The organism is Dapis purpurea BLCC-M126, from assembly GCF_050015975.1.
GTDB lineage: Bacteria > Cyanobacteriota > Cyanobacteriia > Cyanobacteriales > Microcoleaceae > Trichodesmium.
This window is the reverse complement of the sequence record NZ_JBNHER010000214.1, coordinates 14,300-29,073: the sequence shown is the minus strand read 5'-3', so window position 1 is coordinate 29,073 and position 14,774 is coordinate 14,300. Positions and strand designations below refer to the sequence as shown.

Sequence of the window (14,774 nt, the reverse complement as noted above, 5' to 3'; positions counted from 1 at the left end):
TGGCTATAACTTGGGAAAATCAACTGGCTTTTTCTTTAACATTAGCTAGTAGGGTGTCTAGTACCGCTACGCGGAAGTCAGAATTCAGAATTCAACCCACCCCCGCCCCTCCCAGGAGGGGAGCCTGGATGGGAATTCAGAAGTTTTGATTGGTAAGGCTTTGAGTATTTTGTCACTGGTAACTTATTTCCATCATCCTGCACTAGACTAAAATTATGTTTCAGGAGCGAGCAACCTAGAAGGGTTTGGAGACCAAACCCCTATTTTTTTGATAAAATTAGTATTATAATAAATTGGCCAGTTATTAACTAAAATGGGCTACCGTGCATGAACCGAGAAGCATTAGTAGTGGGCATTAATCACTATCCTTTACTCAGAGATGGCTCTGGCCACCCCCAAGACCTAATTAAACCAGCAGCAGATGCAGAAGCGATAGCTCAATTATTAGAGACTTCTGGAAATTTTCATGTGCAGCGCTTTCCAGAAGTTAAAATAGAAGGTTATTGGCAAGTAGATCCTCATGCAAAGACGAAAAATAGTTCCATAAATCCTTTAAAAGAAGCTATTTCTAAATTATTTAATCCCCAAAATAATATACCTGAAACTGCCTTATTATTTTTTGTAGGAAATAGTGTATTAGATGAAGAAGGGGGAGTACAAGAAGGATTTTTAGCAACCAGTGATACTAACCCTGAAAAAGGAAAATGGGGCATTTCCCTACATTGGTTAAGTCAACTATTACAAAAATCCCCGGTTAAACAACAAATAGTATGGTTAGATTGTTACTATCAAGAAAAAAAAATTAACTTCTTACAAACAGCTCTGGGTAATATAGAATCAACCGATAATGATAGATGTTTTATTTTTGTTTCTCAACCAGCCGAAGCAACTACAATACAAATAAATTCAGAACATAGCTTTCTCACAAATTATTTATTAGAAGCTTTAGAACCAGAAAATAATCCCAATGGTTGGGTAACAAATTATAGTTTAATAGACTATCTCAATCAAAAGCTAAATCTTTCAATTCAGCCCCCAGTGTTTCATAATTCTGGAAATGAAATTATCTTGACTGGGGAAAAAGAAAATACAGAAAATACCGATCTAACAGCCGGAGTTTGTCCTTATAAAGGATTAGCTGCATTTGAGTTTAATGATAAAGACTTCAAATATTTTTATGGTAGAAAAAATTTAGTCAATCTACTTTTAGAAAAAGTTCGCTCTCGGAATTTCTTAGCAGTAGTAGGAGCAAGTGGAATTGGTAAATCAAGTATTGTTAAAGCAGGATTATTATATCAATTAAAACTAGGGCAAAGATTGTCAGGCAGTAATACTTGGCCAATATTAATTATTAGACCTAGTGAACATCCTTTAAAAAATTTAGCCGCAGCATTTGTAGATTATCAACTACAGACTTTACTAACACCTGTAAAAGAATTATCATCAACTCCTTTGCAGCATCAACAAGAAAGAGAGCGATCGCCCAAATTATCAATTTACCCTCCGCCTCCACCACCTATACATAAAACAAAACGAACCCGTATAAAATCATCTCTAACACCACCGCCGACAACTAAAAATTCTGGTAATGAAAACCTAGAAGAAGGAAGAGAAAAGACCAACATTGAGCGCATAATTCATTCACCTTTAGAAATTGAAGAATTAATTAATCAAGGTGCTAGTGGGTTTAGACAAGTGCTGAAAAATACTCAAGCATCTCGAATCGTTATGGTAATAGATCAGTTTGAGGAAGTTTTTACCCTGTGTTCAGACAAAATAGAAAGACAGCAATTTTTTGAATGTTTGATGGGAGCAATAGATAGAAGTTACCTTGGTAACTCTAACGCTAGTGGGCTGCTATTAATTATCACTATGGGAGCAGAATTTTTAGGTAAATGCTTTGAACAAGAATATTCTGGGTTAGCTAGGCAAATTCAATCCCATTTAGTAACAGTAACACCGATGACTAGACTGGAATTGCAACAAGCTATCGCCGAACCGGCAAAACAAGTAGGTATAGAAATACACCCAGAATTAGTCGAACAAATGATTATTGATACAGAAAATTATGGTAGCTTACCACTCTTACAATATACTCTAACAGAACTATGGCAACAGAGCCGGGGCAATCAATTTACTCTGAATCAATATATTAATTTAGGTGGAGTAAAAGGTTGTCTAGAAAAACAAGGTTATGCAATTTATCATTCCTTTAATGCTAGAGAGCGTCAGGTAGCAAAGCAGATATTTCTCAAACTTGTACAAATTAATGAAGATACAGTAGCAAGTTGTAAACAAGTATTGAAGACAAATTTAATTACTCCTAAACAATCATTAGCAATTGTAAGTAAGGTACTAAAAAAAATAGCAAAAGCCAGATTAATATTAATTACAAAATTCACAAATTATCAAAATAGTAATCAAACAGTAACGGTAGTAGAATTAGCTCATAATACAATTATTAATAATTGGTCTCAGTTAAATTTTTGGGTAGAGTCAAATAGGGAGGCAATTAAACAAAAACCCGGAATGGAAGAGGATGCTCAACGATGGCTGAAAAAAGATAGATCGGATAAATATTTGCTAACTGGGCGCAAATTAAGTTTAGCTGAAAATTTATTAGAGAGCGATCCTGAAAGTGCTTTTGTGTCTGTATTAGCCAAAGAATTTCTCGAAAAAAGTATTAATCGCAAACGTTTTCAAAGCAATTTTCGCATTAAGAGTATAGTGGGATTAATCATAGTCTTAGGATGTTTAAGTGGCTTTTCCTTAATTAATTGGGGAGTAGCAGAAAAAGATAAATTAAATGCCCAACTTAATGCCTTGAGTTTGTCAGCAGAAAATCAGTTTACTGCTAACCAACGTTTTGATGCTTTACTTACTGCTATTAAAGCTGGCAAACAATTACATGATGCTTCTGAAGTAGCAGCAGATATAAGAATGGGAGTTTTGATAGCTCTGCAAAAAACTGTTTATGGTGTGAGTAAGCGCAGAACCATAGCAAAACATACACAACCTGTTAATAGCATCAGTTTGAGCCAAGATGGAGAAATTATTGCTTCTGCTAGTGATGATAGTACAATCAAACTATGGACTAGCTATGGTGAGGAAATTGCTACCTTGAAAGGACATCAGGGGGCAGTTTACAGTGTGAGTATGAGTAAAAATGGTAAAGTATTAGCTTCTGGTAGTCAAGATGGTACGGTGAAACTCTGGAGTCGGGATGGTAAACTCTTAAGTACAATGCAAGGACACCAGGGAGCAGTTAATAGTGTCAATTTTAGTGCGGATGGCAAGACTCTTGCTTCTGGTGGCGTAGATGGGATAATTAAATTGTGGAATCTTCAGGGGAAGCAACTTCTTTCTATTAAAGCTAATCAGGATAAAATTTATAGTGTTAGCTACGGTAAAGTATTAGCATCTGCGGGTGAAGACAAAACCGTGAAGTTATGGAATGCTAAGGGAAAACAATTAGCTACTCTCAAAGGTCACAAAGAGAGAGTTTTGAGCGTTAGTGTGAGTCCTGATAGTAAAACTATTGCCACTGCTAGTTGGGATAATACCGTTAAAGTCTGGGGTATGGATGGCAAAGAAATAGGTACTTTGAGGGGGCATAAAAGTCCAGTTGTTAGCGTTAACTTTAGTGTGGATGGTAAGACTATTGCTTCAGGAAGTTCTGATGGAGAGATTAAACTATGGACTCATTACGGTCGAGAAATAGCAACTCTCAAAGGTCATGGTACCTGGGTTAGTAGTCTCAGTTTTAGTAATGATAGGTTGACTCTAGCTTCTGCTAGTGCAGACAATACGATTAAACTTTGGAGTCTGCAAGAACAAAAGCTACCTATTCTCAGAGGACATACCAGTTATATTACAGCTATTAGTTTGAGCAAAGATGCTATTGCTACTGGAAGTTATGACAATACCGTGAAAATTTGGAGTCGGGAAGGGGAGGAGTTAGCAACTATGAAGGGACATCAGCGTGGTATTTATAGTTTGAGTTTTAGTCCTGATGGTGAAACTGTAGCTTCTGCAAGTGCTGATGGAACGGGTATTGTTTGGAATTTAGCTGGTTTAGGAAATGCGACTCTCACCGGACATCAGGATCAGGTTTATAGTATTAGTTATAGTCCTGATGGTAAGATGTTGGCTACTGCTAGCTTGGATAAGACGATTAAATTATGGAATATTCGCGGTCAACAATTGCTGACTATTCCAGGGGGTATTGATGACCTCAGAAGTGTAACTTTTAGTCCTGATGGTCAGGCGATCGCTGCTGCTGGTTTTGGTGGTGATAGTCAGGTTGTGCTGAAAATATGGAACCTCGAGGGTGAGGAATTAGAAAAGGTTGAGGGGTTGTGTAGTGTGGTGAGAAAGATTAGTTTTAGTGCAGATGGGAAGATTATTGCTGCAACTTGTTCTGATAATACAGTGAAATTACTAACTCCTAAAGGTCAAGTAGTGGGAATTCTCAGAGGTCATCAGGGAACAGTGAATAGTTTGAGTTTTACTCCGGACGGCAAAATAATTGCGACTGGTAGCGATGACGGTACGGTGAAAATTTGGAATCTTGATGGCAAAGAGTTGGTGAGTTTAGAAGCTATTCGGGAAGGAGTGATGGATGTTAGCTTTAGTCCTGATGGTAAAATGCTTGGTGCTGTTGGTAGGGATAGGGTGGGGATGTTGTGGAATTTTGATTTAGAGAATTTGTTGGGGCGGGGTTGCGATGTTATTCACGATTATTTGCAGAGTAGTTCTGATATCAAAGAAAGCGATAGGGGTATTTGTGAAGGGTTTTAGTGAGTTACGACCGCTGAATATCGAATCTGACAATCAAGATCCTTCTCAGTCAGTAATTGTTTGAGTCTGCCATTATTCGTCCTAACTTAAATTAAGTTCGCCTAACTTTTAGTAAAAACTTTCCCCAAGCAAAACTACGCCAACGCAAAAAAAATGCTAAACTTAAAGATGTAAAAATAAAAAGGAGAAAATTATGCCTAAAGTTTCTGTTAGTATCGATAATATTTTTCAGAATAGAGTAATTTCAATTGTAGAAAATTTTCTAGCTACCGATCGCTTGTTAGAACATTTAGATAGAGATGAAATGGTTGGAATTGTAGATGATACTTTGAGGAGAAATTATACCGTAGAACAATTGCAAGAAATGACTGATAAAACACTTACTGGTAAAATTAGACGCATATTAGGAGGGCAAGTAATGTTTGGACTACTGAGTGATTTAACAGGTAGAGAAATAGAAGAGTTTGATACAGCAGTTAGAGGCTTAAGGAAAAGCTACTAATGGAATATTTATTAGATACAAATATATTGACTGCTATTCTGAAAAAAGATTCTAGACTATTTGATAAACTGAATGATGTTAATGCTAGAGAAGAGCAACTTTTTATCAGTTGTATTACTTATTTTGAAAGTGAGGGAGGTTTATTGGCAATTAAATCCCAGAAAAAGTTAGCTATTCTGGAGAATTTGTGTAAGAAGGAGCTAAAAATTTTGTTTTTAGACCGGATAGAAATAATTAATATTGCGTCTGGCATTTATGCAGATTTAAGAAGTAAGGGAACACCAATACAATTTCCCGATATTTTGATTGCAGCTACAGCAATTTATCATAATCTGGTTTTAGTTTCTAATGATTCAGATATGTCGAGAATTGAAGGGTTAATTTTGGAAAATTGGCTGCAATAGTTGAATGATAATTGTATTGAATCGAGAAAGCGATCGCTCCTCAAACGTGATTGTTTTTAGAGAGGGCGATCGCTCTTTTCTAGCGAATCTTAAAAATTGACTTTAGGTTGAGAATTGTACTAGACAATTTTCAAGAACCCAAGTTCTGTTACATAGTTCATTTTTCTAGATGTATTCAACCTCATCTCCATCTTTAGGGTAAAGAATATTCTTCTGCTGCACCATAATTAACATTCCAACCCATATCCCTTAAAGAAGCTATCGTCATTTGGCTCAAGGGGTAATCATCGTCGGCTTCATGAGTCATGATTTCATCACCAAAAACTTCCTCTTTCCAGTGAGCGCCGTCAGAACCTTCACCTTCACCTGTAGTTAGGGGTATGGCAGTTTGTCTAAACGTACCTAGTAACTCACCATAAGCCCACCCGGCATCAGTATTAGCCTTGTAACTTGCACCAGACGTTAGATTATTTCTGCCCCAACCAGCTCTTCCTAAGCCGAGAACGTGCCCAAATTCATGTATCATTACTCCTTTGAAATAATCAATGTCACTCAACTGTTCTAAAGCTTCTGGGTTGATATTGATCCTAGCAATACCGGACATTGGTTTCCAATTTCCATTAGCATCAGTTGTCCGATTACGGGGACCAGCTTCAGCTAGTGCTATCCCACCTCCATCTCTTCCACCTAGATCCTTTCCTTCTACATCAATAGTCAATCTGTGATTCAAGTTAAGGCTGCTGTGGGAGATGACATTTTCCCAAAAACTAGCAGCTTCTTCTACCGCATTTCTCATCTGAGAAGTTAAACTCACCGACCCATCCACATCAATTTCGATAGAGAATTGATGATTATCGCGAGAGGCAGCACTAAAGTTAGTCGTTAAGTTATAATTAGTGCTTTGGTTTCGGTAGCTGTTGACTTGCAGGAAGTAAGTACCACGAGTAACAAATTTACGAATTGATTCACTACCAGAGCCACGCTCCCATTGCCAAGCTTCGACTTCACCTCGATCTATTCGACCGTTGTTATTGCGGTCTTTAATTAGTCGGACATCTGCATCTCCACTCAACCCAGTTAAATCAGCGGTAAAAATACCAGATTGACTAACGTTAAACCGATAGAAGTCGTTAGTGTCGCTCCTGCTTACAGAGTCGCGAAAACTGCGACTACCGCTGATGGTACCGATATTGCGAGCCGTGCCCAAACTGTTTTCTTCTTCTGGAGGGGGAGTCACTGCTGCAATAGTGAAATTACTGCTAAAGTCAGAAACGCTACTGTCGTTCACATTGCGAATTCTGATTCTGTAGTCGCTACCGCTGCTTAAAGATGTCGGCACTGTCCAAGAGTGACTACCATCGCTTCTGGTAGAACGAGAAATTGTTTGTTGTAAGGAACTGCCTTTGTAGAGATCCAACCTAACGTTATCGCTGAAGTTGTCATTCCACCGAATAGTGTAGCGGTCTCCTGGTTCCAGATTGGTACGACTCGTTGGAGAAGTAATATTTACCTGTTCATCTGGTTCGATGGTGAAATTACTGCTAAAGTCAGAAACGCTACTGTCGTTCACATTGCGAATTCTGATTCTATAGTTACTACCACTGCTTAAAGATGTCGGTACTGTCCAAGAGTAACTGCCATCGCTTCTGGTTGAACGAGAAATTGTTTGTTGTAAGGAACTGCCTTTGTACAGATCCAGCCTCACATCATCCCTGAAGTTGTCGTTCCACCGAATCGTGTATCTTTGTCCAGGTTCCAGACTAGTACTGCTGGTTGGGGAAGTGATGTTTACCTGTTCATCTGGTTCGATGGTGAAATTACTGCTAAAGTCAGAAACGCTACTGTCGTTCACATTGCGAATTCTGATTCTGTAGTTGCTACCACTGCTTAAAGATGTGGGCACTGTCCAAGGGTGACTACCATCGCTCCGGGTTGAACGAGAAATTGTTTGTTGGAACGAGTTGCCTTTGTACAGATCCAACCTGACATTATCACTGAAGTTGTCCGTCCACCGAATAGTGTAGCGGTCTCCCGGTTCCAGATTGGTACGACTCGTTGGAGAAGTAATGTTTACCTGTTCATCTGGTTCAATAGTGAAATTACTGCTAAAGTCAGAAACGCTACTGTCGTTCACATTGCGAATTCTGATTCTGTAGTCGCTACCGCTGCTTAAAGATGTCGGCACTGTCCAAGAGTGACTACCATCGCTTCTGGTTGAACGAGAAATTGTTTGTTGTAAGGAACTGCCTTTGTAGAGATCCAACCTGACGTTATCGCTGAAGTTGTCGTTCCACCGAATAGTGTAGCGGTCTCCTGGTTCCAGATTGGTACGACTAGTTGGAGAAGTAATATTTACCTGTTCATCTGGTTCAATAGTGAAATTACTGCTAAAGTCAGAAACGCTACTGTCGTTCACATTGCGAATTCTGATTCTATAGTTACTACCACTGCTTAAAGATGTCGGTACTGTCCAAGAGTAACTGCCATCGCTTCTGGTTGAACGAGAAATTGTTTGTTGTAAGGAACTGCCTTTGTACAGATCCAGCCTCACATCATCCCTGAAGTTGTCGTTCCACCGAATCGTGTATCTTTGTCCAGGTTCCAGACTAGTACTGCTGGTTGGGGAAGTGATGTTTACCTGTTCATCTGGTTCGATGGTGAAATTACTGCTAAAGTCAGAAACGCTACTGTCGTTCACATTGCGAATTCTGATTCTATAGTTACTACCGCTGCTTAAAGATGTCGGCACTGTCCAAGAGTGACTACCATCGCTTCTGGTAGAACGAGAAATTGTTTGTTGTAAGGAACTGCCTTTGTAGAGATCCAACCTAACGTTATCGCTGAAGTTGTCATTCCACCGAATAGTGTAGCGGTCTCCTGGTTCCAGATTGGTACGACTGGTTGGAGAAGTAATATTTACCTGTTCATCTGGTTCGATAGTAAAGCTGCTATTGCTCAAGTCTGAAACGCTGTTATCGCTGACGCTGGTGATTTGTATTTTGTACTCGCTATTGCCATCGGCGATGCCAACTACGTTCTCAGGTACAGTCCAAGTGTAACTGCCATCGCTACTGGTGGAACTGGTAATATTCCTGGATATTGACACCGTGTCAGCAGGTAACAGCAATAGTTTTATATTAACATTTTCGTCAATGTTGTCGTTCCAAGTAATAGTGTAGCTTTTTCCAGGTTCTAGGGTATTGCCTCCGTTGGGTGCTGTGACTGTTATGAAGTCTTCTGGTTCAATGGTGAAATTACTGCTAAAGTCGGAAAGCCTACCATTGTTGACGTTACGAATCCTAATTCTGTAGTCACTCCCACTACTTAAAGATGTGGGCACTGTCCAAGAGTAACTGCCATCACTGGAGGTAGAGTTAGAAATTGTTTGTTCCCAGGAACTGCCTTTGTATAGTTCTAGCTTCACATTATCCCTGAAGTTATCTGTCCATCGGATAGTATAGCGTTGTCCTGGTTCGAGACTGGTACTGCTAGTTGGAGAAGTGATGTTTACCTTTTCAACAGAAGAAGAGCTTCGAGTTCGAGCTTGAATTCTAGTTTCAGCATTGGTTGGATTTGTCAAACTGTCATTTTTTTCCGCAACTGCTTCGTTCTCCTTACCTATTATTGGATCTTCCTCCCCTGGTGGAGAATTTGAGGCCAATAAAAGCTTGGGTTCAGTTAACTCGAACACTTTTGATGTGTTTAGTTGTTGGACTTCTAGTCCCAAACTCTCTACACTCGACTTAATAGCACTAAGCGATCGCCACTCATTACTAACGTTTGCTCTATCTATCCCAGCTAACATTGGGTTGGTAAACTGTTGTTCCAAAATGTTAGACTGGTCTCCAAAAATATTCTCCACAATGACCTCCCTGGAAAAATTTTTTAGCTCAATATTTTTTCTTGAGTTAATTACTAAGGTATTAGCATCTCAGTAAATACTCGCATAAACAAGCTTTTAATGTCTAATAAATTACTTAAATAACTATATCATAATCTAAGCAAATAAATTTTTTTTCGATCGTCGATAGTTAAAGATAGGCAAATTTTTTCATAAGAAAAAAATCTTAAAACTGACTTATAGTAAGCGTTTTACCATAATTTAATTTTAAGATCGACAAAAATTTTTTAGATCTTGTCGATAATCGACAAGATTTAAAAATGAGTGTGATATAATACATATCCATAAATTAATATTTAGAGATTAGAGATATCTAATGGCCAAAATTAATACAACATCTACCTATGTTTTAGTGACACCAGGAAAAAACAAAATTGCTCGATAACTATATTTATCAATTTTCAAGATTTACAACCAGAGAAGGTATGGAAAACTAATTGCTAGCAGTCATTTGGATGCTGCTATTAGGTTATGGGATGCGAACACTGGAGAATGTCTGCAAAATTTGAGGGGGCATATTGGTTTAATTTGGGCAGTAGTTTTTAGTCCTGATGGTAAACAAATTGCTAGTTGTGGTGATGATGAAAGTATTATGGTTTGGGATGTTAATGCAGGTTGTTGTAGGCAAACTTTCCGATATCCTAATCCTACTGAACACTATCAAGGTGGAATTTGGACGGTGACATTTAGTCCTTGCAGTCAACTTCTAGCTAGTGGAGATCGGGATTCAATTGTCAAAATTTGGAATATTGATACTGGTAATTTTCATGTTTTGTCAGGGCATGACAGTTGGATTTGGAAAGTTGAATTTAGCCATGATGGCAAAACTCTTGCTAGTAGTAGTGATGACAAAACTATCAAAATTTGGGATGTTGAGAGTGATGAATGTCTTTACAGCGCTTTTCAGTTGAGTAGACCACTAAATTCATTGTTAGGAGTCAGAAGTCAGGAGTCAGGAGATTAGGAGTTAGAAGTCAGTATCATTGTGGTTTATTCATATGAAAACCGCTGTAAACTTTACACGGCCACACAAATAATGTGATATCGATCGCTTTTAGTCCGGATGGGCAGTTTTTAGTGAGTGGCAGTGAAGATAGTAAGTTAAAGCTTTGGAATGTGAGAACGGGAGAATGCCTGAACACGCTTCACGGACATCAAGGTTTAGTGTGACCTGTGAAATTTGCTGCTAATGGTAAATTTGTTATCAGTGGGGGTCAGGATGGCACTTTAAGGTTTTGGGATGCTTCAACTGGAAAATGCCTGAAAATTATCGAGGCGCATAACGTTCGGATCTCATCATTAGATTGTAGTAGGGATAGTCGAATGGTTATTACTGGTAGTTTGGATGAAACTATTAAACTGTGGGATGTTGAGAGTGGTGAATGTTTGAAAACTATGCGAGTGGCTAGACCTTATGAAGGTATGAACATTACTGGGGTAAAAGGATTAACTGATGCTCATTTGGAGATGTTAAAAACTTTGGGTGCAGTGGAACAATAGAGTCTGACTGAGTTTTCGGTGCCCAAATGCCCCGCAAATAGGATTTACCAATGTCCGCGCCTTAAATGCTTAGTATTATAACATTTCTTAAAAACTGGCGTTGCTGAACCAAGGGATGAATCTTTGTACTTCCTCTTTCTCTAAAACTCTAATTCCTCCCACACTCCTGACACTCCCCACACTTCCACTAATTCATGCCGCAAATATGCAACGCCTTTTATTGATTAGGTAAGGACGTTGTATGCAATGTCCGAGACCGAGAAGTAGACATAAGAATAATTAACATTAAATAGCTAGTAATTATCAAAGAAGTTCAAAAGTCGCTGTTAATTACTTAATAATTGAAGTCCTACCTAAGTATACCATTACTCTTGGTAATTGTTATTATATAATTGATTATAGAACGGGTGATACAAAAAGCAAGATTAAAGTCCGGAAATAAGTAGGAAAATGTGTAGCAAACAGAAGAAAAGACTCTAATAATATTAAATTCGGTTGAATACTTAAATTCCTCCTAAAAAGGAGGTACTCCGAGGCAGTAGGAACTTCTGTTATTATTTATAGCAGTTATCATTAACTATTAGGACATTCTCATAATTCTCAAATTAAAAAATGTAGGAGCGAATGGCCATTCTTACCTACTTCTAACTTCAGCTATAAGTGATACTCATAACCTGATATAAAATACTGGCAAGAGTCAAAACTTGGACGAAAGTCCCAATTAATTAACTGCTAGATGGAGAAATTACAACTTTTCCTAAGAGTGTAAATTTTAATACACACTAGCAATGTTCAATTATCCTTACAGGGAAAAAATTAATACTCAAACCAAACAAATTTAAAATTAACTTACGGCAAGTAAATGTTAAAGCAAAACATAACAAAAGTTTCTATAGTAGTAGTCGCTTCTATTGGCGCTCTGTTACTGGGAGTTTTTCTACCACAACTCACTAGCACTAACACTAATAAAATCTCCCAAAATGCCATCCAAAAACTTAACCCAGAGTTAGATGTAACAAATTTTGTGTCATTGCCACCAGAGCAACGCCAGAGTAAATTGGAGGCTGCGATAAAAACAGGAAAATCTCTTAATGCCAGTCGCGCTCGTTATATTCTGGCTAATGATTTAATTCAACAAGGAGAGGCAGAGTTGGCGATCGCTCAACTTAAAGATTTAGAACAAGAATATACAGTTCTAGCACCATATATTTTGGTTAAACGGGCGCAAGTTTACGAACAAATAGGGGAAATAGACAAAGCACAAAAAACTTGGGAAGAAGTCTTAAAAACCTATCCGGAAGAAGCAGTAGTGGCAGAAGCTTTGTATGTGTTAGGAAAACAAAACCCAGAATACTGGGATGAGGCGATCGCTAAATTTCCTGGTTATCCAACTACAGTTAAAATTGCTCAGGAAAAATTAAAGCAAAATCCTAATCAACCTCAGTTATTATTGCTCATTGCTAAGTATGGTTTTCATGTGCCGGAATATGGCACAGTATTGGAACAACTGAGAACAAAATATGCCTCCCAGTTAACTCCCGAAGATTGGGAAATGATTGCTTTTGGGTATTGGGAAAAACAGGACTATGGTAAAGGTGCCCTTGCCTACGAAAAAGCAACTAAAACACCAAAAAATCTATATCGTTATGCTAGGGGGTTGTGGTTAGGGCGAAAAACTAAAGAATCTCGCGAAGCTTATAAAACCTTAATTAATACATTTCCCAATGGTGGAGAACATACAGCTTTGGGTTTGATCCGTTTATCAAGATTGGTTGAACGCAAAGATGCCATACCTTATCTTGACAGAGTAATTGCTAATTTCCCTAGTCATGCACCTGAAGCTATGTTAGATAAGTCTAAGTTGCTTGATAAACTTGAATCTGCTCAGTCTGCTTCACTGGTACGTCAACAATTGTTGAGAGAGTATAATAATTCTGATACTGCTGCTAAACTACGGTGGGAGTTAGCCGAACAAGCTGCTGCAGGCGGTAATTTACAAGCAGCTTGGAAGTGGGCGCAAGAGTTGACTGTGAATAATCCTGATAGTGAGTTAGCAGCGCAAGCAGGTTTCTGGGTAGGTAAGTGGGCACAACAACTTGGGTTGACAAAGGATGCTAAAAAAGCTTTTGAGTATATGATTTTACGGTATCCTCACTCTTATTATGCTTGGCGATCAGCAGTAATATTAGGTTGGCCTGTGGGAGATTTTACAACAGTTAGAGATTTGTCTCCAGAGGTTGTACATACGAAAGGGCGCGATCCACTACCTTTTGGCTCTGAAACATTGCGCGAACTGTATCAAATTGGTCAAGATCGGGATGCTTGGAAACAGTGGCAGATGGAATTTGAAGAACGGATGAATCCAACTGTTGCTCAACAGTATACTGATGGTGTATTGAGGATTGGTGTGGGGGAAAATTTAGATGGTATTTGGATGTTGACTAGCTTGAGTCAACGGGAAAAACCAGAGGAGATAGCTGAGTATAAAGCTTTAAAAGAAAAGCCTACTTATTGGCAAACTTTGTATCCTTTTCCTTATTTGGAAACTATTGTTAAATGGTCTAATAAACGAGAGTTAAATACTGTTTTAGTGAGTGCTTTAATTCGTCAAGAATCTCGTTTTATGCCCAAGATTAAATCGGTTGTGGGAGCAACAGGATTAATGCAGATAATGCCGGAAACTGGAAAAGAAGCTGCTAAGAAAATTAATCTTGTTAGTTATGATTTGGAGAATGTAAATGATAATGTGAATTTAGGTACTTTTTATTTGGATTTTACTCATAAAGAGTATCAGAATAATTCTATGTTGGCAGTAGCGAGTTATAATGCTGGTCCGAATGCTGTAAGTAGTTGGTTAAAGCGTTTTGGGTTTGATGATGCTGATGCTTTTGTCGAGAAAATACCTTATCCAGAAACGAGGGGTTATGTGGAGGCTGTCTTTGAAAATTATTGGAATTATTTGCAGATTTATAATCCTGAAGTTTCTCGGTTAATGGAGAGGCATTATGCTAAATATAAAAAATAAGAAAGGCAGGACATAAATTTTTCCACGGATGTACGGACGATCGGTGATAGTTTGTAGTTGGGCTTTAGCCCTAACTATAGATGGGGCTGAAGCCCAACTACGAACTTTAATTATAACTATTTAACCGGACATAATATTATTCTGCTGAAGTTGGAGGGTTTAAATACTAAATAGGAGTTTTTTTATGTCGTTAAAAGAGGTAGAATACCTTGTTTTTTGGTGACTAGCACCTACAATTTGTTGATAGAGAAATTATAGTCAAAAAATAATATTTTTTAGGATTTATTTGTATGGAAAAAAAGTCAAAAAAACTCTGTGTGGTAATTGATGCTAATATATGGAAACAAAATTCTACTATTTTACTAAAAACGCCTTTAGGAGCAGCATTACTTTATTGTATCAAACAAAATAATGGCTGTATTGGGTTGCCAGAAGTTATTGAAAATGAAGTGATAAAACATATTATTAAATATGGATATGAAGCTGTTGAAAATATCAAGAAAAACTTTAAAATAATTGAAATTATCATGGGATAGCGATCTGATTAAGCAGTACCAGATAAAACTGCAATTAAAGAGTCTATAGAAAGCAGAATGAAAGAAATTGAGCCGTGGATTAAAAGAGTTCCGTTTACTTTTGAAC

The 14,774-nt window shown here is 38.0% G+C and carries 8 protein-coding genes and 1 pseudogene; 8 read left to right on the top strand and 1 reads right to left on the bottom strand.

Annotation, left to right across the window (positions count from 1 at the left end; translation table 11 throughout):
- Window positions 1-327 precede the first annotated feature (327 nt).
- From ACP6PL_RS18900 to ACP6PL_RS18890, 3 genes are all read left to right on the top strand, one after another.
- On the top strand, window positions 328-4,800 hold the full coding sequence (locus ACP6PL_RS18900; RefSeq protein WP_426546820.1) for an nSTAND1 domain-containing NTPase: 4,473 nt from the start codon (window positions 328-330) through the stop codon (window positions 4,798-4,800).
- 193 nt (window positions 4,801-4,993) lie between these two features.
- The gene (locus tag ACP6PL_RS18895; protein WP_426546819.1) at window positions 4,994-5,302 is read left to right on the top strand and encodes a hypothetical protein; all 309 of its coding nucleotides are present in this window, start codon (window positions 4,994-4,996) and stop codon (window positions 5,300-5,302) included.
- On the top strand, window positions 5,302-5,706 hold the full coding sequence (locus ACP6PL_RS18890; RefSeq protein WP_426546818.1) for a PIN domain-containing protein: 405 nt from the start codon (window positions 5,302-5,304) through the stop codon (window positions 5,704-5,706). Before ACP6PL_RS18895 ends, ACP6PL_RS18890 begins: the two co-directional genes overlap by 1 nt.
- 193 nt (window positions 5,707-5,899) lie before the next feature.
- On the opposite strand, the gene ACP6PL_RS18885 is transcribed toward ACP6PL_RS18890, so the two are convergent.
- The gene (locus ACP6PL_RS18885; RefSeq protein ID WP_426546816.1) at window positions 5,900-9,568 is read right to left on the bottom strand and encodes a Ser-Thr-rich GPI-anchored membrane family protein; all 3,669 of its coding nucleotides are present in this window, start codon (window positions 9,566-9,568) and stop codon (window positions 5,900-5,902) included.
- Between the two features lie 490 nt (window positions 9,569-10,058).
- On the opposite strand from ACP6PL_RS18885, the gene ACP6PL_RS18880 reads away from it, so the two are divergent.
- The 5 genes and pseudogenes from ACP6PL_RS18880 (at window position 10,059) to ACP6PL_RS18860 (ending at window position 14,668) form a co-directional block, all read left to right on the top strand.
- Window positions 10,059-10,571 (top strand): WD40 repeat domain-containing protein, encoded by a 513-nt coding sequence (locus ACP6PL_RS18880; RefSeq protein WP_426546815.1) that lies wholly within the window; start codon window positions 10,059-10,061, stop codon window positions 10,569-10,571.
- Window positions 10,572-10,633: 62 nt separating this feature from the next.
- A pseudogene (locus ACP6PL_RS18875) lies at window positions 10,634-10,777 on the top strand (WD40 repeat domain-containing protein); the annotation flags it as partial.
- A gap of 3 nt (window positions 10,778-10,780) precedes the next feature.
- Window positions 10,781-11,107, top strand: coding sequence for a WD40 repeat domain-containing protein (locus tag ACP6PL_RS18870; protein ID WP_426546814.1), 327 nt, complete (start codon window positions 10,781-10,783; stop codon window positions 11,105-11,107).
- Window positions 11,108-11,969: 862 nt separating this feature from the next.
- Entirely contained in the window at window positions 11,970-14,132 is a 2,163-nt protein-coding gene (locus ACP6PL_RS18865; protein WP_426546813.1) for a lytic transglycosylase domain-containing protein, read from the top strand.
- Window positions 14,133-14,422: 290 nt separating this feature from the next.
- Entirely contained in the window at window positions 14,423-14,668 is a 246-nt protein-coding gene (locus tag ACP6PL_RS18860) for a hypothetical protein (RefSeq protein WP_426546812.1), read from the top strand.
- Window positions 14,669-14,774 lie beyond the last annotated feature (106 nt).

Excerpts from the sequence above, each read along its gene's own strand:
- ACP6PL_RS18860 (WP_426546812.1), top strand. The coding sequence starts at position 14,423 with ATGGAAAAAAAGTCAAAAAAACTCTGTGTGGTAATTGATGCTAATATA.
- ACP6PL_RS18890 (WP_426546818.1), top strand. The coding sequence starts at position 5,302 with ATGGAATATTTATTAGATACAAATATATTGACTGCTATTCTGAAAAAA.
- ACP6PL_RS18865 (WP_426546813.1), top strand. The coding sequence starts at position 11,970 with ATGTTAAAGCAAAACATAACAAAAGTTTCTATAGTAGTAGTCGCTTCT.
- ACP6PL_RS18895 (WP_426546819.1), top strand. The coding sequence starts at position 4,994 with ATGCCTAAAGTTTCTGTTAGTATCGATAATATTTTTCAGAATAGAGTA.
- ACP6PL_RS18900 (WP_426546820.1), top strand. The coding sequence starts at position 328 with ATGAACCGAGAAGCATTAGTAGTGGGCATTAATCACTATCCTTTACTC.